Below are 25,008 nucleotides of genomic sequence, written 5' to 3'. Positions count from 1 at the left end.
GGAGCGCCGGACGGTACCGGTGTCACCGGGGCGACCACTGCCTCCCGTCCGGACGGTGCGTCGGAAGCGTCAGCGGAGACCGGTAGCCTGGACCCCGTGAAGACGTTCGACGACCTGTTCCAGGAGCTCACCGAGAAGGCGCGCACGCGCCCCGAGGGCTCCGGCACCGTCGCCGAACTGGACGCCGGCGTGCACCAGATCGGCAAGAAGATCGTGGAAGAAGCAGCCGAGGTCTGGATGGCGGCCGAGTACGAGGGCGACGAGCGCACCTCGGAGGAGATCTCGCAGCTGATCTACCACCTCCAGGTCCTCATGGTCGCCAAGGGGCTCACCCCGGCGGACGTCTGGCGACATCTGTAGGAAGCGCCGCCCGGCGCACCGACGACCGCCGACGACCCCACAGAAAGCAGACCCACTGATGCTCCGCATCGCCGTGCCCAACAAGGGCTCCCTGTCCGAGACCGCGTCCGACATGCTGCGGGAGGCCGGGTACGCCGGCCGCCGCGACCCGAAGGCGCTGCACCTGCTCGACGAGCGCAACGGCGTCGAGTTCTTCTTCCTCCGCCCGCGGGACATCGCCACGTACGTGGGGTCCGGCGCGCTCGACGTCGGCATCACCGGCCGCGACCTGCTGCTCGACTCCGGGTCCGAGGCGCACGAGGTCGACGCGCTCGGCTTCGCCGACTCCACCTTCCGGTTCGCCGGCACGCCCGGTCGGTTCGGCTCGCTGCAGGACCTCGACGGCGTCCGCGTGGCCACGAGCTACCCCGGCCTCGTCGGAGCGTTCCTCGCCGAGCACGGGGTCACCTCGACGCTCGTGAAGCTCGACGGCGCCGTCGAGAGCGCCGTGCGGCTCGGGGTCGCCGACGCCGTTGCCGACGTCGTGTCGACGGGCAGCACGCTCCGACAGGCGGGCCTCGAGATCTTCGGCCCGGTGATCCTCGAGTCGACCGCGGTGCTCGTCTCCACCGACGAGACCATCCCCGGCATCGACGTGCTCCGCCGTCGCCTGCAGGGCGTCCTCGTCGCCCGTGGCTACGTGATGCTCGACTACGACGTCCCCACGGCCCTGCTCGAGCAGGCGACCGCGGTGGCGTCCGGCATCGAGTCGCCCACGGTCTCACCGCTGCACGACCGCGACTGGGCGGCGGTCCGCGTGATGATCCCGCGCGACGACGCGAACCTCATCATGGACGCGCTCTACGACCTCGGCGCCCGGGCGATCCTCGTCAGCCCGATCCACGCCGCACGCCTGTGACCCCCGGTGGCGTGTCGGTCCGGGTCATCCCGTGCCTCGACGTCAAGGGCGGACGCGTCGTCAAGGGCGTCAACTTCCTGGACCTGCAGGACGCCGGTGACCCCGTGGAGCTCGCGGCTCGGTACTACGAGCAGGGTGCCGACGAGCTGACCTTCCTGGACGTCGGTGCCACGGTCGAGAACCGGGCGACGATGTACGACACCGTGACCCGGACGGCCGAGCAGGTCTTCATCCCGCTCACCGTCGGCGGCGGGGTGCGCAGCGTCGACGACGTCTCGCGGCTGCAGCAGTGCGGCGCGGACAAGATCGGCGTGAACAGCGCAGCGATCGCCCGGCACGAGCTCATCGGTGAGATCGCCGACCGGTTCGGTGCCCAGGCCGTCGTGCTGTCGCTCGACGTCAAGCGGTCCGACCGGATGCCCTCGGGCTTCGTGGTCACCACCCACGGCGGGCGGACCGAGTCCGACCTCGACGCCATCGCGTGGGCACGCGAGGCCGTCGAGCGCGGCGCGGGGGAGCTGCTCGTCAACTCCATCGACGCCGACGGCACGAAGAACGGGTTCGACCTCGAACTCGTGGCCGCGGTGCGCGCCGTCTCGTCCGTCCCGGTGATCGCCTCGGGAGGCGCGGGTCGCGTCGAGCACTTCGCCCCGGCCGTCGACGCGGGTGCCGATGCAGTCCTCGCCGCCAGCGTCTTCCACCGTGGCGAGATGACCGTGGGGGACGTCAAGGCCGCGCTCCGCGCGACCGGCCACGCCGTCCGCTGATCCGCCGCCGTAGGCTAGGAGCCTCATGACCGACAGCACCAGCACCGACACCGAGGCGGTCCTCGACCGCGCACACTTCGGTGCGGACGGCCTGCTCCCCGCCATCGTGCAGGAGGAATCGTCGAAGGACGTCCTCATGCTCGGCTACATGGACCGGGAAGCCCTCCGCCGCACCCTCACCGAAGGCCGTGTGACCTTCTGGTCGCGGTCGCGGAACGAGTACTGGCGGAAGGGCGACACGTCGGGACACGCGCAGTACGTCCGCGGTGCTGCGCTGGACTGCGACGACGACACGCTCCTCGTCACGGTGCAGCAGGTCGGGGCGGCGTGCCACACCGGTGCGCACCGGTGCTTCGACGTCGACCCGCTCGCGCCCGTGACCATGTCCGCCCCGGCGGACACGGCCGTGGAGCCGACCCGATGACCACCGCGACGATCTCCGAGACCCCGCACACGACCTCCCGACCGGAGTTCGACGGCCTGCTCGGCGACCACCGTGTCCTGCCGGTCGTCCGCGCGCTGTACGGCGACAGCGAGACGCCGGTCGGCGTCTACCGCAAGCTCGCCGACGGCCGCCCCGGGTCCTTCCTGCTCGAGTCCGCCGGCCAGGGCGGCCTGTGGTCGCGCTGGTCGTTCGTCGGCGTGCGGAGCTTCGGCGTCCTGACCCAGGAGGGCGACCGCGCGGCCTGGATCGACACCGGCATCGACGCCGAGCGCGCCGTCGGGTCGCTCGACGGCGCCCCGCTCGAGGTCCTGGCACGGTTGCACGAGCGCTGGGCGACGCCCCGCGTGCCCGGCTCGCCGCCGCTCGTCGGCGGGACCGTCGGCTTCATCGGGTGGGAGGCCGTTCGTCAGCTCGAGCACCTGCCGAACGTGCCGCCGGCCGACTTCGACGTGCCCGGACAGGCGCTGTCGTTCGTCTCCGAGCTCGCCGCGCTCGACCACCGCACCGGTCTCGTGCTGCTGGTCGCGAGCGTGCTGAACGACGGCACCGACGACGCGGACACCCTCTGGGCGGACGCGCAGCAGCGACTCGACCGCATGCAGGGCGACCTGGTGCAGCCGAGCATCGCGACCGTGGCCGAGGCCTTCGAGATCGCCGAGCCGACCCCCACCCACCGCACGAGCCCGGCCGACTACATGGCGGCCGTCGAGCGCTCGAAGGGCTTCATCCGCGACGGTGACGTGTTCCAGGTCGTCATCTCGCAGCGGTTCGACCACGAGGTCACGGCGGACCCGCTCGACGTCTACCGGGTGCTCCGGACGCTGAACCCGAGTCCGTACATGTACTTCCTCGCCCTCGCGGACACCGCCGACGAGCGGTTCTGGATCGTCGGCGCATCGCCGGAGGCGCTGGTCAAGGTGCAGGGCGACCGCGCCATCACGCACCCGATCGCCGGGTCCCGCCCGCGCGGTGCGACCCCGGAAGCGGACGTCCACCTCGGCGAGGACCTGCTCGGCGACCCGAAGGAGCGCGCCGAGCACCTGATGCTCGTCGACCTCGCGCGCAACGACCTGCAGAAGGTGTGCGAGCCGGGCACCGTCAGCGTCACCGAGTTCATGACCGTCGAGCGGTTCAGCCACATCATGCACCTGGTGTCGAGCGTCGAGGGGCGGGTGCGTCCCGACGCCTCGGCGATCGACGTGTTCCGGGCGACGTTCCCGGCAGGCACGCTCTCGGGCGCGCCGAAGCCGCGTGCGCTCGAGATCATCGACGAGCTCGAACCGGCGAAGCGCGGTGCGTACGCCGGTGTCGTCGGCTACTTCGACTTCGCCGGTGACGCCGACCTTGCGATCGCGATCCGCACCGCCCTGATCAAGGACGGCGTGGCTCGCGTGCAGGCCGGGGCAGGACTCGTGGCGGACTCCGACCCGGAGACCGAGCACGTCGAGGCGGTCAACAAGGCCGCCGCCCCACTGCGTGCCGTCGCCACCGCCAACCGGATGCGCGAGGTCCGCTCGTGAAGCGTTCTCGTCCGATCGTCGTCGTCGCCGGGCTCCTGGTCGCCGGCGTCATCATGCTCGCCTGGACCCAGACCTGGTTCACCGTCCGCCTGCACGCGGGTGCCGCCGTCACCTCGACGGTCTCGGCCGACGGGGCGGCGGTCGTGCCGCAGTACACCGCGCTGGCTATCGCGAGCCTCGCGCTCTTCCTGGCGATGACCATCGCGGGACGGGTACTGCGCATCGTGCTCGCCGCCGTCGAGATCCTGCTCGGCCTCGGCGTGGTCGTCAGCGGCATCACCGCCCTCGGCGACCCGATCGCCGCCGCACGCGGTGCCGTCGGCGAGGTCGCCGGGGTCAGTGACCTCGGTGCCGTCCGCGGTGTCGTGTCGAGCGTCTCCGTGAGCCCGTGGCCCGCCGTCGGGATCGCGGGTGGCGTGCTCGCCGTGCTGCTCGGCGTGGTCGTCATCGTCGTCCAGCGCGCCTGGCCCGGCCCGAGCCGGAAGTACGGTGCCGCCACCGCCGGAGCCGCCGCAGCAGCACGTGCAGCAGCTCCCGTCCAGCGCGACGCGGTCGTCGACTGGGACGACCTGAGCGCGGGCGTGGACCCGACCACCGCCGACGGCGCGGGCGCGGGGGCGCCGAGTGACGACACGGTAGGATCGACAGGGCGTCGCTCGACCGACGACGCCGGAGCAGAACGAGGAGCACCGTGAGCAACACTGAGCCCGCAGAACTCGGCGAAGGCCACTCGCCGGCCGCCTGGACCGCCGTCGTGATCATGCTGATCGGATTCGCGGCAGGCACGCTGTTCTTCTGGTTCGACCAGCCGTGGGGCGTCTGGGCCTCCGCTGGCGTCGTCCTCATCGGCCTCATCGTCGGTGGCGTGATGAAGAAGGCCGGCTACGGCGTCGACGGTCCGAAGTTCGTCCCCAAGCACCACGGCGAGTAGGGGTCTCCCGATGCCGAACGTGCTCGAGACCCTCGTCGCGGGCGCGCTCGAGGATGCCGCCGCCCGTCGTGTCGACCGTCCGTACTCGGACGTCGAACGCGACCTCGACCGGGTGGCGTCGCCGCTCGACGCCCTCGCGTTCCTCAGCCCGGGCGACCGGGTGAAGATCATCGCCGAGGTCAAGCGCGCCAGCCCGTCCCGCGGGTCGATGGCCGCGATCGCCGACCCGGCCGCCCTCGCCGCCGACTACGAGCGTGGCGGGGCCTCGACGATCAGCGTCCTGACCGAGGGCCGCAAGTTCCTCGGCAGCCTCGCCGACCTCGAGGCCGTGAAGGCCCGCGTCGGGGTCCCCGTGCTCCGCAAGGACTTCATCGCCGACCCGTACCAGGTGATCGAGGCCCGGGCGTCCGGAGCCGATGTCGTGCTGCTCATCGTGGCGGCGCTCGAGCAGGCCCGTCTTGTCGAGCTGCACACCCTGGCCGAAGAACTCGGCATGCGCGTGCTGGTCGAGGCGCACTCCGGTGACGAGGTCACGCGTGGCCTCGACGCCGGTGCCCGCATCCTCGGCGTCAACGCGCGGGACCTCACCGACTTCTCGCTCGACCGCGACCTGTTCGGGTCGCTCGCTGACCGCATCCCCTCCGGGGTCGTGCGGGTCGCCGAGTCCGCGGTCTCCGGTCCGGCCGACGTCGCCCACTACCGGGCGGCCGGCGCCGACGTCGTGCTGGTCGGCGAAGCGCTCGTGACGGGTGACGACCCCGCCGCGACCCTGGCGTCCTTCGTCGACGCCGCCGACCGGGCCTGACCGGCTCCGCCCACGTATCGAGGCCGCCGACCGCGGCCGCACGTTCCACCCGTCCGACGCGGCCGACCGGCCGCGTCGGACTCGTCCCGGGAGACACATCGTGACCTCACTCCGCGACCTGCACGGCCCCTACTTCGGTGACTTCGGCGGACGCTTCGTCCCCGAGTCCCTCGTCCTCGCGCTCGACGAGCTCGAGGCCGCCTTCCGCCAGGCCTGGGCGGACCCGGCGTTCCGTGCGGAGCTCGACGAGCTGCAGCGCGACTACACCGGGCGCCCTTCGATCATCACCGAGGTGCCGCGCTTCGCGAAGCACGCCGGTGGTGCCCGGGTCATCCTGAAGCGCGAGGACCTGAACCACACCGGGTCCCACAAGATCAACAACGTCCTCGGGCAGGCCCTCGTCGCCCGTCGGCTCGGCAAGACCCGCCTGATCGCGGAGACCGGTGCCGGCCAGCACGGCGTCGCCACGGCGACCGCCGCAGCCCTGTTCGGCATGGAGTGCGTCGTCTACATGGGCGCCGTGGACACCGAGCGACAGGCCCTCAACGTGGCCCGGATGCGCCTGCTCGGTGCCGAGGTGATCCCGGTCGAGACCGGTTCGCGCACCCTGAAGGACGCCATCAACGACGCCCTGCGCGACTGGGTCGCCAACGTCGAGTCGACGCACTACCTGCTCGGCACGGTCGCCGGTCCGCACCCGTTCCCCGAGATGGTGCGCGAGTTCCACAAGGTCATCGGCGAGGAAGCGCGCCAGCAGGTCCTCGACCGCGTCGGTCGTCTGCCGGACGCCGTCGCAGCGTGCGTCGGCGGCGGCTCGAACGCGATGGGCATCTTCGAGGCGTTCCTCGACGACGAGTCCGTCGCACTGCACGGCTTCGAGGCCGGGGGCGACGGCGTCGAGACCGGTCGGCACGCGGCGAGCATCACGCTCGGTCGCGAGGGTGTCCTGCAGGGCGCGAAGTCGTACCTGATGCAGGACGAGGACGGCCAGACGATCGAGAGCCACAGCATCTCCGCCGGACTCGACTACCCGAGCGTCGGACCGGAGCACGCGTACCTGGCGTCGATCGGCCGCGCGAAGTACCAGCCGATCACCGACACCGAGGCCATGGAGGCGTTCCGCCTGCTGAGCCAGACCGAGGGCATCATCCCGGCCATCGAGTCGTCCCACGCCCTCGCCGGTGCGATGAAGCTCGGCAAGGAGCTCGGCCCCGAGGGCGTCGTGCTCGTGAACCTGTCCGGCCGCGGTGACAAGGACGTCGCGTCCGCCAGTCGCTACTTCGGCATCCTCGACGAGAACGCGGTGCAGCTGTGACCACGAACAAGACCGTCGCCCAGACGATCGACGCCGCCAACGCCGAGCGCGCCGGAGCCGTCGTCGGCTACCTGCCCGCCGGGTACCCGAACCTGCAGACCAGCGTCGACGCCGCCGTCGCCCTCGCCGAGAACGGGGTGGACGTCATCGAGTTCGGTCTGCCGTACTCCGACCCCGTGATGGACGGCCCCGTGATCCAGCGGGCAGCCGAGGAGAGCCTGGCGAACGGCTTCCGGGTCGCACAGGTCTTCGACGCCGTGCAGCAGATCACCGAACGGGCCGACGTGCCGGTCCTCGTCATGACCTACTGGAACCCGGTGCTGCGCTACGGCGTGGACCGCTTCGCCGACGACCTCGTCGCCGCCGGTGCCGCCGGCCTCATCACGCCCGACCTCATCCCCGACGAGGCCTCCGCGTGGACCGAGGCCTCGGAGCGGACCGGGCTCGACCGGGTCTTCCTCGCCGCGCCGTCCTCGTCGGACGAGCGCATGCGCCAGGCGGTCGAGGCCAGCCGTGGGTTCGTGTACGCCGTCTCGACGATGGGTGTGACCGGTGCCCGGGTCGGCGTCGACGTCGCCGCACGCACGGTGGTGTCGCGTCTGCGCGACGCCGGGGTCGAGCGCACCTGCGTCGGTCTCGGGATCTCGACGGCCGAGCAGGTCGGTGAGGTCCTCGAGTACGCCGACGGTGCCATCGTCGGGTCGGCGTTCGTCCGTGCGCTGGCCGACCTCGGTGTGCAGGGTGTGGCGGACCGTGCCGCCGACCTCGCCACCGGCGCCCGCCGCCGCTAGTCCAGTTCCTGTCCGGCCCGCGAGCCGCGCTACAGTGAGCGAGGCCGACGCCACGTCGACCGCGCCCCGTCAGTTCCGAAAGGCGACAGCACCTCCATGCCCCTCCTGAGCATCCCGAGCCCGAGCACCGCCTGGCAGTACTTCGACCTGACCGCCTGGCTGCGCGACGCGTTCGGCTGGTCGCTGCCCCTCGACTTCCGCATCCACGCGTACGCGATCTGCATCCTGATCGGGATCGTCGCCGCGGTCGTCCTGGCGAACCGACGACTCAACGCCCGAGGCGTCGAGCGCTGGATCATCATCGACATCGCGATCTGGGCCGTGCCCGCCGGCATCATCGGCGGTCGTCTCTTCCACGTGTTCACCCACGTGTCCGACTACTTCGGCCCCGGCATCGACCCACTGTCCTTCCTGTACATCTGGGAGGGCGGGCTCGCCATCTTCGGTGCGCTCATCCTCGGGTCGGTCGGCGCCTGGATCGGCTGCCGTCAGGTGGGCCTCCGTTTCACGTCGTTCATCGACGCCGTCGTGCCGGGCGTCCTGCTCGCACAGGCCTTCGGTCGCCTGGGCAACTACTTCAACCAGGAGCTCTTCGGCATGCCGACGAGCCTGCCCTGGGGTCTCGAGATCGACTCGAGCAACGCCGCGTTCCCGAAGGGTCTGCCGGAGGGCACGCTGTTCCACCCGACGTTCCTGTACGAGATCATCTGGAACGTCCTCGGCGTCGTCGTCATCCTCTTCCTGGCGCGCAAGTTCACGCTGCAGTGGGGCAAGGTCCTCGGCCTGTACCTGATCTGGTACGGCGCCGGACGCTCGGTGCTCGAGTCCATCCGCGTCGACACGAGCGAGACCTTCTTCGGCGTCCGCACCAACGTGTGGGTGGCCCTCGCCGCGGTCGTGATCGGCATCCTGATCTTCGTGGTGCAGAGCCGTCGCCACACCGGCAAGGAGCCGAGCCCGTACCTGCCGGGTCGCGGGCCCCGTCCGACCTCCGTTGTAGACTCCGAGGACACCTTCTCGGAGCACGATGACGACGCAGCAGACGGCGTCACGAGCGACGAACCGGTCACGACCACTCGCTGATCCCGTGGGGGAGCACCCGCTCCCGACGACCACCGGTCACGTGCAGCACCACCAGCAGCAGCACCAGACGGTCTCCGCCACAAGCGGGGCCCAGCAACCTCGCCGGCCGGCAGGGCAACTCACTGACGGCGGGCACGGGCACCAGTCCCGCCCGCTCGGGCGGAACGCACCACCGGGCCACCGCTGTCCCTGTTCCACTTCCTCGTGAGGACGGTTCCCCATGGCGCTCCAGCCAACCCAGCCCTCGGCACCGACGAGCCTCGTGCCGCCGCACCGCCGCTTCTCCGCGATCCCGGACGCCACGGGCATGTACGACCCGGCGAACGAGAAGGACGCCTGCGGTCTCGCGATGGTCGCGACCCTGCGCGGCACGCCCGGGCACGACATCGTCGATGCGGCCCTCGGTGCGCTCCGGAACCTCGAGCACCGCGGTGCCGTGGGGTCCGACGCTGGCACCGGTGACGGCGCGGGCATCCTGTGCCAGGTGCCCGACGAGTTCCTGCGCGCCGTCGTGCCGTTCGAGCTGCCGGCAGCGGGGGAGTACGCCGTCGGCACCGCCTACCTGCCCCTGGACGACGACGCCCGCCACGCGGTGAAGGGCGCCGTCGAGCGACTCGCCCGCGAAGAGGGCCTGAAGGTCCTCGGGTGGCGCGAGGTCCCGGTGCGTCCGGAGGTCCTCGGCACGCTCGCCCGTGCCGCGATGCCGGCGTTCGAGCAGCTGTTCGTCGCCTCCATCCGGCACGACGTGCACGGTGCCTCGTGGAGCGGCATCGCGCTGGACCGTCAGGCCTTCCGCCTCCGCAAGCGCGCCGAGCACGACAACGACCTGTACTTCATGTCGCTGTCGAGCCGCACCATGGTCTACAAGGGCATGGTCACGACGCTCCAGCTGGAGCCGTTCTACCCGGACCTCAGCGACGAGCGCTTCGCGTCGAAGCTCGCGATCGTGCACTCGCGCTACTCCACCAACACGTTCCCGTCGTGGCCGCTCGCGCAGCCGTTCCGGACGATCGCCCACAACGGTGAGATCAACACCGTGCGCGGCAACCGCAACTGGATGCGCGCGCGCCAGTCGCAGCTCGAGAGCGAACTGCTCGGCGACATGGCCCCGCTGCTGCCCATCGTGAGCCCGGGGGCGAGCGACTCGGCCTCGTTCGACGAGGTCCTCGAGCTGCTGACCCTGACCGGCCGGACCCTGCCGCACGCCGTGTCGATGATGGTTCCAGAGGCGTGGGAGAACCAGGTCGGCATGGACCCGGACCTCCGCGCGTTCTACGAGTACCACTCGATGCTCATGGAGCCGTGGGACGGCCCCGCCGCGATCACCTTCACCGACGGCTCGCTCGTCGGCGCCACCCTCGACCGCAACGGCCTACGCCCCGGACGCTTCCTGGTCACCGACGACGGCCTCATCGTGATGGGCTCCGAGACCGGGGTCATCGACGTGCCGGCCGCCAAGGTCGTGCGCAAGGGCCGCCTGCGTCCGGGCCGGATGTTCTTGGTGGACACCGAGGCCGGCCGCATCATCGAGGACGACGAGGTCAAGCGCGAGCTCGCCGCCTCCGGTCCGTGGGGCGACTGGCTCGAAGCCGGACGCATCAACCTCAACGACCTGCCGGAGCGCGAGCACATCGTGCACACCCCGGCGTCGGTGACCCGTCGTCAGCGTGCGTTCGGGTACACCGAGGAAGAAGTCCGGATCCTGCTGCGCCCGATGGCGGCAGCGGGTGCCGAACCCCTGGGCGCGATGGGCTCGGACACCCCGATCGCCGTGCTGTCGGAGCGTCCACGCCTGCTCTTCGACTACTTCACGCAGCAGTTCGCGCAGGTGACCAACCCGCCGCTCGACTCGATCCGCGAGCAGGTCATCACCTCGATGGGGATGGGACTCGGTCCGGAGCGCAACCTGCTCTCCGCCGGTCCCGAGCACGCGAAGCAGATCACGCTCGACTTCCCGGTGATCGACAACGACCAGCTCGCCAAGGTCCAGCACTTCGAGACCGAGTCGGGTCGCCACCTGACCGTCACGATCAAGGGCCTGTACCGCGTCGACGCCGGCAAGAAGGCGATGCAGAAGCGCATCGCCGCCGTGTGCGACGAGGTCGACGCCGCGATCGAGTCCGGCAAGCAGTTCATCGTGCTGTCCGACCGCGACGGCAACTCCGAGCAGGCACCGGTGCCGAGCCTCCTGCTCCTCGCCGCGGTCCACCACCACTTGATCCGCACCGAGCAGCGCATGAAGGTCGGGCTGATCGTCGAGGCCGGCGACGTGCGCGAGGTCCACCACGTGGCGACCCTCATCGGGTACGGCGCCTCGGCGATCAACCCGTACCTGGCGATGGAGACCTGCGAGAACCTGGTCCGCGCCGGCATGATCCCCGGGATCACCCCGGAGCAGGCCGTCAAGAACGTCATCAAGGCGCTCGGCAAGGGCGTGCTGAAGATCATGTCGAAGATGGGCATCTCCACGGTGTCCAGCTACGCCGGTGCGCAGGCGTTCGAGGCCGTCGGGCTCAGCCAGGAGTTCGTCGACAAGTACTTCACGGGCACCTCGTCGATCCTGGGCGGCGTCGACATCGACGTCATCGCCAAGGAGAACGCCGAGCGGCACGCCCAGGCGTACCCGCAGGACGGCGCGGTGCTCTCGCACGAGCGACTGCAGATCGGTGGCGAGTACCAGTGGCGCCGTCAGGGCCCGCCGCACCTGTTCAACCCGGACACGGTGTTCCGCCTGCAGCACGCCACCCGTGCCCGCCGCTACGACATCTTCCGCGAGTACTCGAGCGCCGTGGACGACCAGTCCGAGCAGCTCATGACGCTCCGCGGGCTGTTCCGGTTCAAGCAGGGCGCTCGGAAGCCCATCGCGCTCGACGAGGTCGAGTCGATCGAGTCGATCGTCAAGCGGTTCAACACGGGTGCGATGTCCTACGGGTCCATCTCGAAGGAGGCCCACGAGACGCTCGCCATCGCGATGAACCGACTCGGTGGCCGGTCGAACACGGGTGAGGGCGGCGAGGACGTCGACCGCCTGCTCGACCCCGAGCGCCGCAGCGCGATCAAGCAGGTCGCCTCCGGCCGGTTCGGCGTGACGAGCATGTACCTCACGCACGCCACCGACATCCAGCTCAAGATGGCGCAGGGCGCGAAGCCCGGCGAGGGTGGGCAGCTGCCCCCTGCCAAGGTCTACCCGTGGGTGGCCCGCACCCGGCACGCCACCGCGGGCGTCGGCCTCATCTCGCCGCCGCCGCACCACGACATCTACTCCATCGAGGACCTCAAGCAGCTGATCTTCGACGTCAAGCGCGCCAACCCGGCCGCCCGCGTCCACGTGAAGCTCGTGAGCCAGTCCGGCATCGGTGCGGTCGCGGCCGGCGTGACGAAGGCCCTGGCCGACGTCGTGCTCGTGTCCGGCCACGACGGCGGCACCGGCGCGAGCCCGCTCAACTCGCTCAAGCACGCCGGCACCCCGTGGGAGATCGGCCTGGCCGAGACCCAGCAGACGCTCATGCTGAACGGCATGCGCGACCGCGTCGTCGTGCAGGTGGACGGGCAGATGAAGACCGGACGCGACGTGGTCGTGGCCGCGTTGCTCGGGGCCGAGGAGTACGGCTTCGCGACCGCCCCGCTCGTGGTCGAGGGCTGCATCCTGATGCGCGTCTGCCACCTGGACACCTGCCCGGTCGGCGTCGCCACGCAGAACCCCGAGCTCCGCAAGCGGTTCTCCGGCAAGCCCGAGTTCGTCGTGAACTTCTTCGAGTTCATCGCACAAGAGGTCCGCGAGCTCCTCGCCGAGCTCGGCTTCCGCAGCCTCGACGAGGCCATCGGGCAGACCGACGCGCTCGACGTCGACCGTGCCGTCGAGCACTGGAAGGCGTCGGGCCTCGACCTCGCGCCGGTGCTCAAGGGACCGCACTTCGACGACGCCGAACCGCGCCGCCACCACCGCGAGCAGGACCACGAGCTGGACCAGCACTTCGACGTGCAGCTCATCCAGCAGACCGCGGACGTGCTCGACCACGGCGGTTCGATCGCGCTCGACCTGCCCATCCGCAACACCGAGCGCGCCGTCGGCACCATGCTCGGCCACCAGGTGACCCTGCGGCACGGCGAGCACGGCCTGCCGAACGGCTCGATCGACGTGACGCTGCGCGGTTCCGCCGGGCAGTCGCTCGGCGCGTTCCTGCCGGCGGGCATCACGCTGCGGCTCATCGGCGACAGCAACGACTACGTCGGCAAGGGGCTCTCCGGCGGCCAGATCGTCGTCCGGCCCGACGCCGGCTCGGGCTTCGACCCGGCCGAGAACGTCATCGCCGGCAACGTCATCGGGTACGGCGCCACCCAGGGCAGCATGTTCATCCGCGGCATCGTGGGCGAGCGCTTCCTGGTGCGGAACTCCGGTGCCACGGCCGTCGTCGAGGGCGTGGGCGACCACGCGCTCGAGTACATGACGGGCGGGCTCGCGCTCATCCTCGGCGAGACCGGCCGGAACCTCGGCGCCGGCATGTCCGGTGGGACGGCGTACGTCCGAGGCCTGCGCCAGGAACACGTGAACACCGACGCCCTCGCGTCCGGCGAGCTCCGGCTCGAGGCGCTCGACAGCGCCGACGTCGAGATCGTCACCGACCTGCTCACCCGGCACGCCGACGAGACGGGTTCGACGCTCGCGTCCGACCTGCTGGCGTCCGGAGACCTGAGCGACTTCGTCAAGGTGCTGCCGCGCGACTACGCGGCGGTGCTCGAGACGCGCAGACAGGCCGTCGACGAGGGGCTCGACCCCGACGGTGACATCGTTTGGAACAGGATCATGGAGGTGACCGGTGGCTGACCCCAAGGGATTCCTGAAGGTCCAGGAACGCGAACTCCCGCCCCGGCGACCCGTGCCCGTGCGGCTCATGGACTGGAAAGAGGTCTACGAGCAGCAGGAGTCCGGTGTCCTGAAGCGCCAGGCCGGCCGCTGCATGGACTGCGGCGTGCCGTTCTGCCACCAGGGCTGCCCGCTCGGCAACCTGATCCCGGAGTGGAACGACCTGACGTGGCGCGGTGAGGGCCGCCAGGCGATCGAGCGCCTGCACGAGACGAACAACTTCCCGGAGTTCACGGGTCGGCTCTGCCCGGCACCGTGCGAGTCGTCGTGCGTGCTCGGCATCAACCAGCCCCCGGTGACGATCAAGCAGGTCGAGGTCTCGATCATCGACCAGGCGTTCCAGAACGGCTGGGTCACCCCGCACCCGCCGGAGCGCCTGACGGGCAAGACCGTCGCCGTCGTGGGCTCCGGCCCCGCCGGGCTCGCCGCCGCGCAGCAGCTCACGCGTGCCGGCCACACGGTCGCCGTCTACGAGCGGGACGACCGCATCGGCGGCCTGCTCCGCTACGGCATCCCGGACTTCAAGATGGAGAAGCGCCAGATCGACGCGCGCCTCGCCCAGATGCAGGCCGAGGGCACCCGGTTCCGTGCCGGGGTCGAGATCGGCAAGGACATCACCTGGGACGACCTGAAGTCGCGCTACGACGCGGTCGTCGTCGCCACCGGTGCCACGGTGCCGCGCGACCTGCCGATCCCAGGGCGCGACCTCGAGGGCGTGCACTTCGCCATGGACTACCTGGTCCAGCAGAACAAGGCGAACGCGGGCACGACGGTCGACAACCAGATCACGGCAGAGGGCAAGCACGTCGTCGTCATCGGCGGCGGCGACACCGGCGCGGACTGCATCGGCACCGCCCACCGCCAGGGCGCGTTGAGCGTGACGAACCTGGCGATCGGCAAGCAGCCGCCGCTCGAGCGTCCGTCCGACCAGCCGTGGCCGATGTTCCCGACCGTGTTCGAGATCACGAGCGCGCACGAAGAGGGCGGCGAGCGGCACTTCCTCGCCTCCACCGTCGAGTTCCTGTCGAACGACGCCGGCGAGGTCCGCGCACTGCGGGTCGCCGAGACCGAGTACCTCGACGGCCGGCGGGTCCCGAAGGCGGGCAGCGAGCGGGAGATCCCGGCCGACCTCGTCCTCATCGCGATGGGCTTCACCGGCCCCGAGTCGGACACGATCGAGCCGCAGCTCGGTCTGCCGACCACGGTCTCCGGGGCGCTCGACCGCCGTGCCGACTACGCGACCAACGAGGCCGGCGTGTTCGTCGCCGGCGACGCGGGTCGCGGGCAGTCGCTCATCGTGTGGGCGATCGCCGAGGGCCGTGCCGCGGCCGCACAGGTCGACGAGTACCTCGAGGGCTCCACGATCCTGCCGGCACCGGTCAAGGCGACCGACCGGGCGATCTCCGTCTGATGTCGGACGCGCACCAGATGTCGGACCGCCGCCAGACGGCGGACCGTCTCCACCAGATGCTCACGCTCCCGTGAGCATGAGGCCACCAGCACTCGGTAGGGTGCTGGTGGCCTCGCTTCGTTCCGCGCGGCCCCACAGCGCGGAAACCCAAGCTCCATCCACCACCACGAAGGAATCCATTGAGACGCGCAAAGATCGTTTCGACGCTCGGACCGGCAACGTCGGACTACGAGACCGTCAAGGAGATCATCGAAGCGGGCGTCGACGTCGCCCGCCTCAACCTCAGCCACGGTGACTACAGCGTCCACGAGGCCAACTACGTCAACGTCCGTCGTGCCGCCGAAGAACTCGGCAAGCCCGTCGCGATCCTCGTCGACCTGCAGGGTCCGAAGATCCGTCTGGCACGGTTCGCCGACGGCCCGCACGACCTGGCAGTCGGTGACATCTTCACCATCACGACCGAGGACGTCCCCGGCTCGAAGGAGATCTGCGGCACGACGTTCAAGGGCCTGCCGCAGGACGTCAAGCCCGGCGACCCGCTGCTCATCGACGACGGCCGTGTCCGCCTCCGTGTCCTCGACACCGACGGCGTGCGGGTCCGCACCGAGGTCGTCGTCCCCGGCACGGTGTCCAACAACAAGGGCATCAACCTGCCCGGTGTCGCCGTCAACGTCCCCGCGCTGAGCGAGAAGGACGAAGCCGACCTGCGCTGGGCGATCCGCCAGGGCGCCGACCTCATCGCGCTGTCGTTCGTGCGCAACGCGAGCGACGTCGTGCGTGCCCACGAGATCATGGACGAAGAGGGCAAGCGCCTGCCGGTCATCGCCAAGGTCGAGAAGCCCCAGGCCGTCGACGCGCTCGAGGAGATCATCGACGCCTTCGACAGCATCATGGTCGCCCGCGGTGACCTCGGCGTCGAGCTCCCGCTCGAGGCCGTCCCGATCGTGCAGAAGCGCGCCGTCGAGCTGTCCCGCCGCATGGCGAAGCCGGTCATCGTCGCGACGCAGATGCTCGAGTCGATGATCTCGTCGCCGATCCCCACCCGCGCCGAGACCTCCGACGTCGCCAACGCCGTCCTCGACGGTGCCGACGCGGTCATGCTGTCCGGTGAGACGAGCGTCGGTGAGTACCCGGTGCAGACCGTCCGCACCATGGCCCGCATCGTCGAGTCCACCGAGGACCACGGTCTCGAGCGCATCGCGCCGCTCGGCACCAAGCCGCGCACCCTCGGTGGGGCGATCACCCTCGCCGCCGTCGAGATCGCCGAGTTCACCGAGGCGTCGTACCTCTGCGTCTTCACCGAGTCCGGCGACTCGGCCCGCCGCATGTCGCGCCTGCGCCACGGTCTGCCGATCATCGCCTTCACCCCGAACGAGGCCACGCGCCGCCGGATGGCCCTCACCTGGGGTGTCCGTTCGTTCCTGGTGGAGCGGAAGACCCACACCGACGAGCTCTTCTCGCAGGTGGACGACGTCCTCCTCGAGAACGGCCTGGCCGCCCCCGGCGACCGCGTCATCGTGACGGCCGGGTCCCCTCCCGGCATCGAGGGCTCGACGAACGACCTGCGCGTGCACCGGGTGGGCGACGCCCACGCCGAGGCCGCCCCGGCCTACGTCCGGGACTGATCCGAGGGATCCGTCGCCACCAGGGCGCGGACTGGAGGCCCGGCGCGCGCAGCGCCGACCGCTTCCGGTCCGCGCCCTGCCGCGTCTCCACGGCCCTGGTGGTGACCGGACGTCGGCCGCAGGCGGCAGGATGGTCGCTGTGAGCCTCCGATCCGACACCCCGGCGCCGCGCGCCGACGTCCGCCGCTGGCGTCGCTACCTGGCCGACGAACGTGCCGAGGCGGCCGTGTACCGCAACCTCGCTGCCCGCCGTTCCGGCGAGGAGCGCGAGATCCTCGCCGCGCTGGCCGAGGCCGAGGGACGGCACGCCGACCACTGGCTCGACCTGCTCGGCGACGACGTCGGACGGCCGCAGCGGGGGAGCCTGCGCACCCGGGTGCTCGCCGTGCTGGCCAAGCGGTTCGGGTCGGTCTTTATCCTCGCGCTCATGCAGCGCGCCGAGGACCGCTCGCCGTACGCCGACGACTCGGACGCGACCGCGCGGATGGCCGCCGACGAGCGGATCCACGGCGAGGTCGTGCGCGGGCTCGCGAACCGGGGCCGGATGCGGCTGTCCGGCACGTTCCGGGCGGCGGTGTTCGGCGCGAACGACGGCCTGGTGTCCAACCTGGCGCTCATCATCGGCATCAGTGCCTCGGGGGCCGACCGGCACTTCGTGCTGCTGAGCGGCATCGCCGGCCTGCTCGCCGGCGCGTTGTCGATGGGGGCGGGGGAGTACGTCTCCGTCCGGTCGCAACGCGAACTGCTCGAGGCGTCCGCGCCGCACCCCGAGGCCGGCAAGGCGGTGTCGGACCTCGACGTCGATGCGAACGAGCTCGCGCTGGTCTACCGCGCGCGCGGGATGTCCGAGGCCGAGGCGACCGAGCACGCCGCGCAGGTGCTGTCCGGCATCGGCGAGCGCCGGCCCGCGACCGGTTCGACCGCGGTCGCGGACGACCACGAGGCGGTCGGCACCGGGCTGAGCGCCGCGGTGTCGAGCTTCTGCTTCTTCGCCTCGGGCGCGATCATCCCGGTGCTGCCGTTCCTGTTCGGCATGCAGGGGTGGCCGGCGATCGCGGTGGCCGGCGGGCTGGTGGGCATCGCCCTGCTCGGCACCGGCGCCGTCGTCGGCGTGCTCAGCGGGGCCTCGCCGGGCAAGCGGGCCTTCCGGCAGCTCGCCATCGGTTTCGGTGCGGCGATCGTCACCTACGCGCTCGGGCTGCTCTTCGGCACCGGGTCGGCCTAGCGGCCATATCCGATATGTGACATGCTGTTTGCATGTCGTCTGCTCGCGCACCCCGTCTGGACCTCGCCCACATCGACGGGATGCGCGGGATCCTCGCTGCGTTCGTCGTGGTCGCCCACACGGTGCAGTTCACCGGCGTCGCCGGCTCCGTGGCGACGTCGATGCCCTTCGTCTACCGGGTGCTCAGTGCCGGCGACCTCCGTGTGCCCGCGTTCATCGCGATCTCGGGCTTCACGATGATGATCGCCGTCTCGGGGCGCCACGACCTCCGCCTCGGGACCAGCTACGGGGCCTACGCGAAGCGCCGGATCCGTCGGCTCGTCCCGCCGTACCTGGCGGCGCTCGTATTGGCGCTGGCGCTCATCGCGTTCGTCCCGGTGATGAACGAGCCGCACGGCACGGTCTGGGACGACAAGCTCCCGGTGACGTTGCAGGGCATCGTGACCCACGTGTTCCTGCTGCACAACCTGTCGCCGGAGTGGATCACGTCGATCAACGGGACGCTGTGGAGCCTGCCGATCGAGATGCAGCTCACCCTGCTGATGCCCGTGCTCCTGCTCCTCTGGCGACGGACCCACCCCGTCGTCGTCATCGTCGTGTCCTTCGCCCTCGCCGTGCTGTCCATCGCCACCGGCGTCGGGGCATGGTCCGCACCGCACTTCCTCGGGGTCTTCGGCGTCGGCATGTACGGGGCCTTCCTGGTGATCGGGTCCGAGGACGACCTCCGACGGCGTCGACCCCGAGCCGTGCAACGGATGCTCCGGCACCAGCGATCCGTGCTCGTCGTCGCCCTCGTGGTGCTGACAGCAGCATTCGCCCAGGTCGCCGCCGCGCCGGGCATCGTCCACGGCGCGGTCACGGGCACCGTCGCCGGATTCGGGATCACGCTGCTCCTCATGGTGCTCGCCGAAGGCCAGCGGACCGGACGCGTCGGCACACACGGCGTCCGGCGGTTCCTGGGCGGACGTCGTCTGGTGCAGTCGGGGCTGGTCTCCTACAGCGTGTTCCTGGTGCACAGTCCGCTGCTCGCGCTCGGGAACCTGCTCCTGCTGCCACTCGGGCTCCCGACTCCGGCGCAGTTCGGGCTGATGCTGTTCGTGGTCGCTCCGGTCGTCGTCGCGGTGTGTGTCGTGTTCGCGGTGCTGGTCGAGCGCCCGTTCATGAACAGCCACCAGCGTGCGTTGCTCGGCGAGCTGTTCGGCCGACGCGCGGTCCCCGACGCACCGCTCATCGCCCCCGCCGTTGCGCCGGCGGTGCCCGCGGTGCCGGTCAGCGGCGGACGGCGGCGCGCGGCGGCAGGAGCAACAGGGCCGCGGCCCCGACGACGATGAGCGCGATGCCGGCGAACACCATGAAGACGGTCAGCGCGAGTCCGGGTGCGACGAGCACGACGATGCCCCCGATGATCGACAGCACGCCGCTGACGACCGTCGGGACGCGTGACGATCCCGGGTGGCCGACGAAGCCGCCGACGATCGCGGCGACCCCCTCGATCACGAACCCGACACCGGCGAGCACCGCGTAGACGACGAGCGGGATCGCCGGATCGAGCAGGGTCACGAGCCCCGCGACCGCGACCAGGCCGCCGACGATGCCGGACGTCCACCGCCACACCGGACGGGTGCCGTGCCCCCGCACCGCGGCGAAGACGCGCAGTGCCCCTGCCACGACGAGGTACACGCCGAACAGCAGCGCCACGAGCACGAGTGACGGGCGGGGCCAGACGATGGCCACGATGCCCAGTGCGATGGCGACGACGGCGGTGACGACGACGAACACCCGGAACGTCCTGACGGCACGAGAATCCACGAGCGCTCCTCCCTGATCGCCAGCGCTGGTGTCCAGCACGCTACCCGTCGGAGCCGCGGGCCGTGCAACGACCTGCAACCCCCGCGGTCGTACCGTGCGGAGCAGGCGCGCGACCCGTGCGCCCCGACAGCGTCGTCGAAAGGGCACCACCATGACCATCGCACCCTCGCCCACCAGCTACGCCGCACCCGGCGAGCCCGGCTCCCTGGTCGAGTACCGATCCCGGTACGACCACTTCATCGGCGGCGAGTACGTGCCGTCCGCCAGCGGGCAGTACTTCGAGAACCCCACCCCCGTCACGGGCAAGGTGTTCACCGAGGTGGCCCGCGGTGACGCCACGGACGTCGACCGGGCCGTCGCCGCCGGATGGAAGGCGTTCCCGGCCTGGGGACGGACGAGCGCGGCTGAACGTGCCGTCATCCTCAACAAGATCGCGGACCGCATGGAGGAGCACCTCGAGATGCTCGCCGTCGCCGAGACGTGGGAGAACGGCAAGCCGATCCGCGAGACCCTCGGCGCCGACATCCCGCTCGCGATCGACCACTTCCGGTACTTCGCCGGGGCGATCCGCGCACAGGAGGGCTCCGCCGGCGAGATCGACCACGACACCGTGGCCTACCACTTCCACGAGCCGCTCGGCGTGGTCGGGCAGATCATCCCCTGGAACTTCCCGATCCTGATGGCGGTGTGGAAGCTCGCACCGGCCCTCGCCGCCGGCAACTGCGTCGTGCTGAAGCCCGCCGAGCAGACCCCGGCGTCCATCCACGTGCTCGTCGAGCTCATCCGCGACCTGCTGCCCGCCGGGGTGCTCAACGTCGTCAACGGCTTCGGCATCGAGGTCGGCGCACCGCTCGCGCAGCACCCGGACATCCGGAAGATCGCCTTCACGGGGGAGACCACGACCGGGCGGCTGATCATGCAGTACGCCTCGCAGAGCCTCATCCCGGTGACGCTCGAGCTCGGCGGCAAGAGCCCGAACGTGTTCTTCCCGGACGTGGCGGCCGAGCAGGACTCCTTCTACGACAAGGCGCTCGAGGGCTTCACGTTCTTCAACCTGAACCAGGGCGAGGTCTGCACGTGTCCGTCCCGGGCACTCGTGGCGAAGGAGATCTACGACGGGTTCGTCGCCGACGGCCTGGAACGCGTCCGTGCCGTCAAGCAGGGACACCCGCTCGACCTGTCGACGATGATCGGCGCCCAGGCGTCCAACGACCAGCTCGAGAAGATCCTGAGCTACATCGACATCGGCAAGCAGGAGGGCGCGAAGCTCCTGACCGGTGGCGAGCGCGCCGATCTGGGCGGCGAACTCTCCGGCGGCTACTACGTCACGCCGACGGTGTTCGAGGGCGACAACTCGATGCGGATCTTCCAGGAGGAGATCTTCGGGCCCGTGCTCGCGCTGACGTCCTTCAGCGGCTACGACGACGCGATCGCCACGGCCAACGACACCCTGTACGGGCTCGGCGCCGGGGTGTGGAGCCGTGACGTCACGACCCTGTACCGCGCCGGACGGGACATCCAGGCCGGGCGCGTGTGGTCGAACACGTACCACCAGTACCCGGCGGGTGCGGCCTTCGGCGGCTACAAGCAGTCCGGCATCGGGCGCGAGAACCACAAGATGATGCTCGACCACTACCAGCAGACGAAGAACCTGCTCGTCTCCTACGCCGACGGACCGATGGGCTTCTTCTGATGCCCGACACCGCACGCGTCGCGGTGACGGCGGCGGCGGGGGAGCTCCTGCGGACCCTCACCGCCCGGCACGGCCCGCTGATGTTCCACCAGTCCGGCGGCTGCTGCGACGGCTCGAGTCCGATGTGCTACCCGGTCGGCATGTTCCGGACCGGTCCGGGGGACGTCCTGCTCGGCGCGTTGCAGGTGGACGGCCTCGAGCCGGTCGAGGTCTACATGTCGGTGTCGCAGTTCGAGTACTGGAAGTACACGCACCTGACGATCGACGTGGTCGACGGTCGGGGCGGCGGGTTCTCGGTCGAGGTCCCGGAGGGCAAGCGGTTCCTCACCCGGTCGCGGATGTTCGACGACGCCGAGCTCGCCGATCTCGGCCTGGTCCCGCGGGTGGCCCGGACGTAGGCTGACCGCACGCGTCGCGACGGAGCGGCGGGTGGGGTCGATCGGAGGACGCATGCGCGCACCCGGTCGGCTCCGCCCGCTCGTCGCCGCGTCGTGGCAGCGGTCCGCCCAGGTCGATCCCGACGCGACCCCCGTCCTCGCCCTCGGTGACGACGAACTCGACGCCGTCCAGCACGACGGCCCCCTCGCAACCCTGCTGCCGGTGGTCCGCCGGCTGATGCTCGACGACTCCCGCTCGGCCGGGTGCGTCGTCGCCGTCGCGGACGCCGCGGGCCGTCTCGTCTGGGTCGACGGCGCCCGCTCCACGCGTCGCGCGGCCGAGGACATGGGTTTCGTCCCCGGGGCCGACTGGTCGGAGGACCGCGTGGGCACCAGCGCGCCCGGCACGGCACTGCGCCTGGACCGTCCGGTGCAGATCCGCTCCGACGAGCACTACGCGAACGCCGTCAAGCCGTTCTCGTGCACGGCGGTCCCGGTGCACGACGCGAGCGGTGCGACCGTCGGCGTGCTCGACCTGACGGGCGACGACCGCGCCGTCGAGCGGCACACGCTGTCGCTGCTCGCCGCCACGGTCGCCGCAGCCGAGGCCCAGCTCGCCCTGGCCGCGGTCCGACCACGGGCGCGGACACCCCGCGTACCGTCGGCCGAGCTGACCGTGCTCGGGACCGACACCGCCGTGCTCCGGATCGCCGACCGCCGGGTCGAGCTGTCCGCCCGGCACTCCGAACTGCTCGTCGTGCTCGCCGCGCACCCCGCCGGCCTCGCAGCGACCGACCTCGCCGCCGCCGTCTACGGTGACCCGGGCGCGGTCGTCACCCTGCGCGCCGAGGTCGTCCGGCTGCGCCGCGTCCTCGCGCAGCACGCGCCGGACGTGACCGTGACGTCGCGGCCGTACCGGGTGACCGGGGTCCGGACCGACGTCGACGGCGTGCTGTCCGCGCTCGAACGCGGCGCGCGCCTCCAGGCCGTCGACCGGTACGCCGGACCGGTCCTGCCGGGCTCCGCCGCACCCGGCGTCGACGCGGTCCGTGACCTGGTGCGGCTGCGGTTCCGCGAGTCGGTCGTCGCCGACGGCGGCGTCGACGCCTTGCTCGCGTGGGCGCGCACCCCGGACGGTGCGACCGACGCGCTCGTGCTCCGCGCGCTGCTCGCGGTGCTGCCGCGGCGGTCGCCGCGACGGGCCGGTCTCGTGGCGGCGATCGAGGCGCTCGAGGGCTCCTGAGACGGTCGACGACGGGCCGGGAGGCGCGGGTCGGGCTGGTAGTGTTGGCCTCCTCGCGAGTGTGGTGGAATCGGCAGACACGGGGCACTCAAAATGCTCTGCCTCACGGCGTGCGGGTTCAAGTCCCGCCACTCGTACCAAGCATCGATCTGCGACTGATCGATCTGCGTGGTCTGGGATACGGCACTTCCGTCGTCTAGTAGGCTTTCGTCCGTGAGTGACACAGAAGCAACAGCACCAGCACCCCGTCGCGTCGTCGTCGCCGAGGACGAGTCGCTCATCCGCCTCGACATCGTGGAGATCCTCCGCGACAACGGGTTCGACGTGGTCGGTGAAGCCGGTGACGGTGAGACCGCCGTCCAGCTCGCGACCGACCTCCGCCCCGACCTCGTCGTGATGGACGTCAAGATGCCCCAGCTCGACGGCATCTCCGCAGCTGAGAAGCTGTCCAAGAACCACATCGCGCCCGTCGTCCTGCTGACGGCGTTCAGCCAGAAGGACCTCGTCGAGCGTGCGACCGAGGCCGGAGCGCTGGCCTACGTGGTCAAGCCCTTCACCCCGAACGACCTGCTCCCCGCGATCGAGATCGCCCTCTCGCGTTACCAGCAGATCATCACGCTCGAGGCCGAGGTCGCCGACCTCGTCGAGCGCTTCGAGACCCGCAAGCTCGTCGACCGCGCCAAGGGCCTGCTGAACGAGAAGATGGGCCTCACCGAGCCCGAGGCGTTCCGCTGGATCCAGAAGGCCTCGATGGACCGCCGCCTGACCATGCACGACGTCGCCAAGGCGATCATCGAGCAGCTCAGCGCCAAGAAGTAGTCCAGCGCACCACCGTCGCTCACGGAACGCCGTCGAACCCCCCGGGGTCGGCGGCGTTCCTGCGTCCGGGGGCGGGGCGTGTGGCGCGACCACCTGGCAGGCTGGAGCCATGGACGACGTGGTGATCCGGGCCTCCCGGCCTGACGACATGCCGGCGGTGGCGGACCTGCGGTGGCGGTGGAGCGTCGACGAGGACGGCCGCTCACCGGTGCAGACGCCGGGGGAGTACCGCAGGGCGATGACGGACTTCGCCGCCCGTCACCGGGAGTCGCACCGGTGCGTGGTCGCCGAGCGGGACGGCGTGGTGCTCGGCATGGCGTGGCTGGCGGTCCACCCGCGACCGCCGGCGCCGCACGTCGACGGTGACCGGTTCGCCGCCGAGCTGCAGACGGTCTACGTGCACCCGGAGCTGCGCGGTTCCGGCGTCGCCGGACGGCTCGTCAAGGCCCTGCTCGAGCTCGCCGACGAACTCGGCGTGGAGCGGACGTCGGTGCACTCGAGCGTGGACGGCGAACGGCTCTACCGGAGGCTCGGGTTCGGCGACGCCCGCCTGCTGCTGCAGCGGCCGCCGGAGGACTGAGTCGTCGCTCCGTCGCTCCGTCGGTCAGCGTCGCTCGCGGATCATGTTCGTGATCCGCACGGTGGAGCACCGGCGACCCTGGTCGTCGGTCAGGACGATCTCGTGGGTGGTGAGCGTGCCGCCCAGGTGGATGGCGGTGCACGTGCCCGTGACGATGCCGCTCGTGGCGCTGCGGGAGTGCGAGGCGCTGAGCTCGATCCCGACGGCGTAGCGGCCGGGCCCGGCGTGCACGTTCGCGGCCATCGAACCGAGGCTCTCCGCGAGGACGACGTAGGCGCCGCCGTGCAGCAGGCCGACCGGCTGGCGGTTGCCCTCGACGGGGATCGAACCGACCGCGCGCTCGGCCGAGAGCTCGGTGATGACCATGCCCATCTTCTCGGCCAGCTCGCCCATGCCGCGTTCGTCGATGCGGGGATCGATCGTGGTCGATGTGGTGTCGTCGGTCAC

At 71.0% G+C, this 25,008-nt stretch carries 23 protein-coding genes and 1 tRNA gene; 22 read left to right on the top strand and 2 right to left on the bottom strand.

Going from position 1 to position 25,008, the window contains the following annotated elements; translation table 11 throughout:
• The first annotated feature begins 96 nt into the window (after positions 1-96).
• The 16 genes from DEJ01_RS07650 to DEJ01_RS07575 all read left to right on the top strand — a co-directional run bounded on the left by DEJ01_RS07650 (position 97) and on the right by DEJ01_RS07575 (position 19,371).
• Positions 97-360: a phosphoribosyl-ATP diphosphatase gene (locus DEJ01_RS07650; RefSeq protein ID WP_027465728.1), complete on the top strand. Its 264-nt coding sequence runs from the start codon at positions 97-99 to the stop codon at positions 358-360.
• Between the two features lie 58 nt (positions 361-418).
• A complete protein-coding gene (hisG, locus tag DEJ01_RS07645) occupies positions 419-1,258 on the top strand; it encodes an ATP phosphoribosyltransferase (protein ID WP_111092644.1) in 840 nt (279 codons plus the stop codon).
• Positions 1,259-1,269: 11 nt separating this feature from the next.
• Positions 1,270-2,025, top strand: a complete 756-nt coding sequence (gene hisF / locus DEJ01_RS07640; protein WP_232536485.1) for an imidazole glycerol phosphate synthase subunit HisF — start codon at positions 1,270-1,272, stop codon at positions 2,023-2,025.
• Positions 2,026-2,050: 25 nt separating this feature from the next.
• Positions 2,051-2,449, top strand: a complete 399-nt coding sequence (gene hisI, locus DEJ01_RS07635) for a phosphoribosyl-AMP cyclohydrolase (RefSeq protein WP_110864563.1) — start codon at positions 2,051-2,053, stop codon at positions 2,447-2,449.
• The gene (locus DEJ01_RS07630) at positions 2,446-3,990 is read left to right on the top strand and encodes an anthranilate synthase component I (RefSeq protein WP_111092643.1); all 1,545 of its coding nucleotides are present in this window, start codon (positions 2,446-2,448) and stop codon (positions 3,988-3,990) included. The genes hisI and DEJ01_RS07630 overlap by 4 nt, the downstream gene beginning before the upstream one ends.
• Positions 3,987-4,685 carry a Trp biosynthesis-associated membrane protein gene (locus tag DEJ01_RS07625; RefSeq protein ID WP_110858960.1) on the top strand — a complete coding sequence of 233 codons (699 nt, stop codon included), beginning with the start codon at positions 3,987-3,989 and terminating at the stop codon, positions 4,683-4,685. Before DEJ01_RS07630 ends, DEJ01_RS07625 begins: the two co-directional genes overlap by 4 nt.
• On the top strand, positions 4,682-4,921 hold the full coding sequence (locus tag DEJ01_RS07620) for an HGxxPAAW family protein (protein WP_017887200.1): 240 nt from the start codon (positions 4,682-4,684) through the stop codon (positions 4,919-4,921). The genes DEJ01_RS07625 and DEJ01_RS07620 overlap by 4 nt, the downstream gene beginning before the upstream one ends.
• 19 nt (positions 4,922-4,940) lie before the next feature.
• On the top strand, positions 4,941-5,726 hold the full coding sequence (gene trpC / locus DEJ01_RS07615; protein ID WP_111088782.1) for an indole-3-glycerol phosphate synthase TrpC: 786 nt from the start codon (positions 4,941-4,943) through the stop codon (positions 5,724-5,726).
• 100 nt (positions 5,727-5,826) lie between these two features.
• Entirely contained in the window at positions 5,827-7,041 is a 1,215-nt protein-coding gene (gene trpB, locus DEJ01_RS07610) for a tryptophan synthase subunit beta (RefSeq protein WP_071244754.1), read from the top strand.
• Positions 7,038-7,832, top strand: coding sequence for a tryptophan synthase subunit alpha (gene trpA / locus DEJ01_RS07605; protein WP_071403730.1), 795 nt, complete (start codon positions 7,038-7,040; stop codon positions 7,830-7,832). Before trpB ends, trpA begins: the two co-directional genes overlap by 4 nt.
• Positions 7,833-7,928: 96 nt before the next feature.
• A complete protein-coding gene (gene lgt, locus DEJ01_RS07600; protein WP_071244753.1) occupies positions 7,929-8,915 on the top strand; it encodes a prolipoprotein diacylglyceryl transferase in 987 nt (328 codons plus the stop codon).
• Between the two features lie 220 nt (positions 8,916-9,135).
• A complete protein-coding gene (gene gltB / locus DEJ01_RS07595) occupies positions 9,136-13,740 on the top strand; it encodes a glutamate synthase large subunit (protein ID WP_372500256.1) in 4,605 nt (1,534 codons plus the stop codon).
• Positions 13,733-15,190: a glutamate synthase subunit beta gene (locus DEJ01_RS07590; RefSeq protein WP_111023053.1), complete on the top strand. Its 1,458-nt coding sequence runs from the start codon at positions 13,733-13,735 to the stop codon at positions 15,188-15,190. Before gltB ends, DEJ01_RS07590 begins: the two co-directional genes overlap by 8 nt.
• A 179-nt stretch (positions 15,191-15,369) precedes the next feature.
• Positions 15,370-16,815, top strand: a complete 1,446-nt coding sequence (gene pyk, locus DEJ01_RS07585) for a pyruvate kinase (RefSeq protein ID WP_017887208.1) — start codon at positions 15,370-15,372, stop codon at positions 16,813-16,815.
• A 130-nt stretch (positions 16,816-16,945) separates the two neighbouring features.
• Positions 16,946-18,040, top strand: coding sequence for a VIT1/CCC1 transporter family protein (locus tag DEJ01_RS07580; RefSeq protein WP_111092642.1), 1,095 nt, complete (start codon positions 16,946-16,948; stop codon positions 18,038-18,040).
• 32 nt (positions 18,041-18,072) lie between these two features.
• Positions 18,073-19,371 (top strand): acyltransferase, encoded by a 1,299-nt coding sequence (locus DEJ01_RS07575; protein WP_111092641.1) that lies wholly within the window; start codon positions 18,073-18,075, stop codon positions 19,369-19,371.
• On the opposite strand, the gene DEJ01_RS07570 is transcribed toward DEJ01_RS07575, so the two are convergent.
• Positions 19,310-19,849: an HdeD family acid-resistance protein gene (locus tag DEJ01_RS07570; RefSeq protein WP_181438383.1), complete on the bottom strand. Its 540-nt coding sequence runs from the start codon at positions 19,847-19,849 to the stop codon at positions 19,310-19,312. The two genes, DEJ01_RS07575 and DEJ01_RS07570, sit on opposite strands and share 62 nt — an antisense overlap.
• A gap of 151 nt (positions 19,850-20,000) precedes the next feature.
• Between DEJ01_RS07570 and DEJ01_RS07565 the strand changes: the two genes are divergently transcribed.
• From DEJ01_RS07565 to DEJ01_RS07540, 6 genes are all read left to right on the top strand, one after another.
• Positions 20,001-21,542, top strand: a complete 1,542-nt coding sequence (locus DEJ01_RS07565) for an aldehyde dehydrogenase family protein (RefSeq protein ID WP_111092640.1) — start codon at positions 20,001-20,003, stop codon at positions 21,540-21,542.
• Positions 21,542-21,940 carry a DUF779 domain-containing protein gene (locus DEJ01_RS07560; protein ID WP_071403736.1) on the top strand — a complete coding sequence of 133 codons (399 nt, stop codon included), beginning with the start codon at positions 21,542-21,544 and terminating at the stop codon, positions 21,938-21,940. The genes DEJ01_RS07565 and DEJ01_RS07560 overlap by 1 nt, the downstream gene beginning before the upstream one ends.
• Positions 21,941-21,992: 52 nt before the next feature.
• Entirely contained in the window at positions 21,993-23,162 is a 1,170-nt protein-coding gene (locus DEJ01_RS07555; RefSeq protein ID WP_111092639.1) for a helix-turn-helix domain-containing protein, read from the top strand.
• Positions 23,163-23,217: 55 nt separating this feature from the next.
• Positions 23,218-23,302, top strand: a tRNA-Leu gene (locus DEJ01_RS07550).
• A gap of 73 nt (positions 23,303-23,375) precedes the next feature.
• Positions 23,376-23,981 carry an ANTAR domain-containing response regulator gene (locus DEJ01_RS07545; RefSeq protein WP_017887240.1) on the top strand — a complete coding sequence of 202 codons (606 nt, stop codon included), beginning with the start codon at positions 23,376-23,378 and terminating at the stop codon, positions 23,979-23,981.
• Between the two features lie 109 nt (positions 23,982-24,090).
• A complete protein-coding gene (locus DEJ01_RS07540; RefSeq protein WP_111092638.1) occupies positions 24,091-24,561 on the top strand; it encodes a GNAT family N-acetyltransferase in 471 nt (156 codons plus the stop codon).
• 24 nt (positions 24,562-24,585) lie between these two features.
• Here the strand turns inward: DEJ01_RS07540 and DEJ01_RS07535 are convergent, their stop codons facing one another.
• Entirely contained in the window at positions 24,586-24,954 is a 369-nt protein-coding gene (locus tag DEJ01_RS07535) for a PaaI family thioesterase (protein WP_051596794.1), read from the bottom strand.
• Positions 24,955-25,008 lie beyond the last annotated feature (54 nt).

This window comes from Curtobacterium sp. MCLR17_040 (assembly GCF_003234735.1).
Classification (GTDB): domain Bacteria; phylum Actinomycetota; class Actinomycetes; order Actinomycetales; family Microbacteriaceae; genus Curtobacterium; species Curtobacterium flaccumfaciens.
Note: the sequence above shows the minus strand (reverse complement) of the source record. Positions and strands in the feature narration are given on the sequence as shown.

Coding starts and splice junctions, on each gene's coding strand:
- hisG (WP_111092644.1), top strand. CDS start 419: ATGCTCCGCATCGCCGTGCCCAACAAGGGCTCCCTGTCCGAGACCGCG.
- hisI (WP_110864563.1), top strand. CDS start 2,051: ATGACCGACAGCACCAGCACCGACACCGAGGCGGTCCTCGACCGCGCA.
- DEJ01_RS07630 (WP_111092643.1), top strand. CDS start 2,446: ATGACCACCGCGACGATCTCCGAGACCCCGCACACGACCTCCCGACCG.
- lgt (WP_071244753.1), top strand. CDS start 7,929: ATGCCCCTCCTGAGCATCCCGAGCCCGAGCACCGCCTGGCAGTACTTC.
- gltB (WP_372500256.1), top strand. CDS start 9,136: ATGGCGCTCCAGCCAACCCAGCCCTCGGCACCGACGAGCCTCGTGCCG.
- DEJ01_RS07580 (WP_111092642.1), top strand. CDS start 16,946: ATGGTCGCTGTGAGCCTCCGATCCGACACCCCGGCGCCGCGCGCCGAC.
- DEJ01_RS07575 (WP_111092641.1), top strand. CDS start 18,073: ATGTCGTCTGCTCGCGCACCCCGTCTGGACCTCGCCCACATCGACGGG.
- DEJ01_RS07565 (WP_111092640.1), top strand. CDS start 20,001: ATGACCATCGCACCCTCGCCCACCAGCTACGCCGCACCCGGCGAGCCC.
- DEJ01_RS07560 (WP_071403736.1), top strand. CDS start 21,542: ATGCCCGACACCGCACGCGTCGCGGTGACGGCGGCGGCGGGGGAGCTC.
- DEJ01_RS07555 (WP_111092639.1), top strand. CDS start 21,993: ATGCGCGCACCCGGTCGGCTCCGCCCGCTCGTCGCCGCGTCGTGGCAG.
- DEJ01_RS07540 (WP_111092638.1), top strand. CDS start 24,091: ATGGACGACGTGGTGATCCGGGCCTCCCGGCCTGACGACATGCCGGCG.
- DEJ01_RS07535 (WP_051596794.1), bottom strand. CDS start 24,954: ATGGGCGAGCTGGCCGAGAAGATGGGCATGGTCATCACCGAGCTCTCG.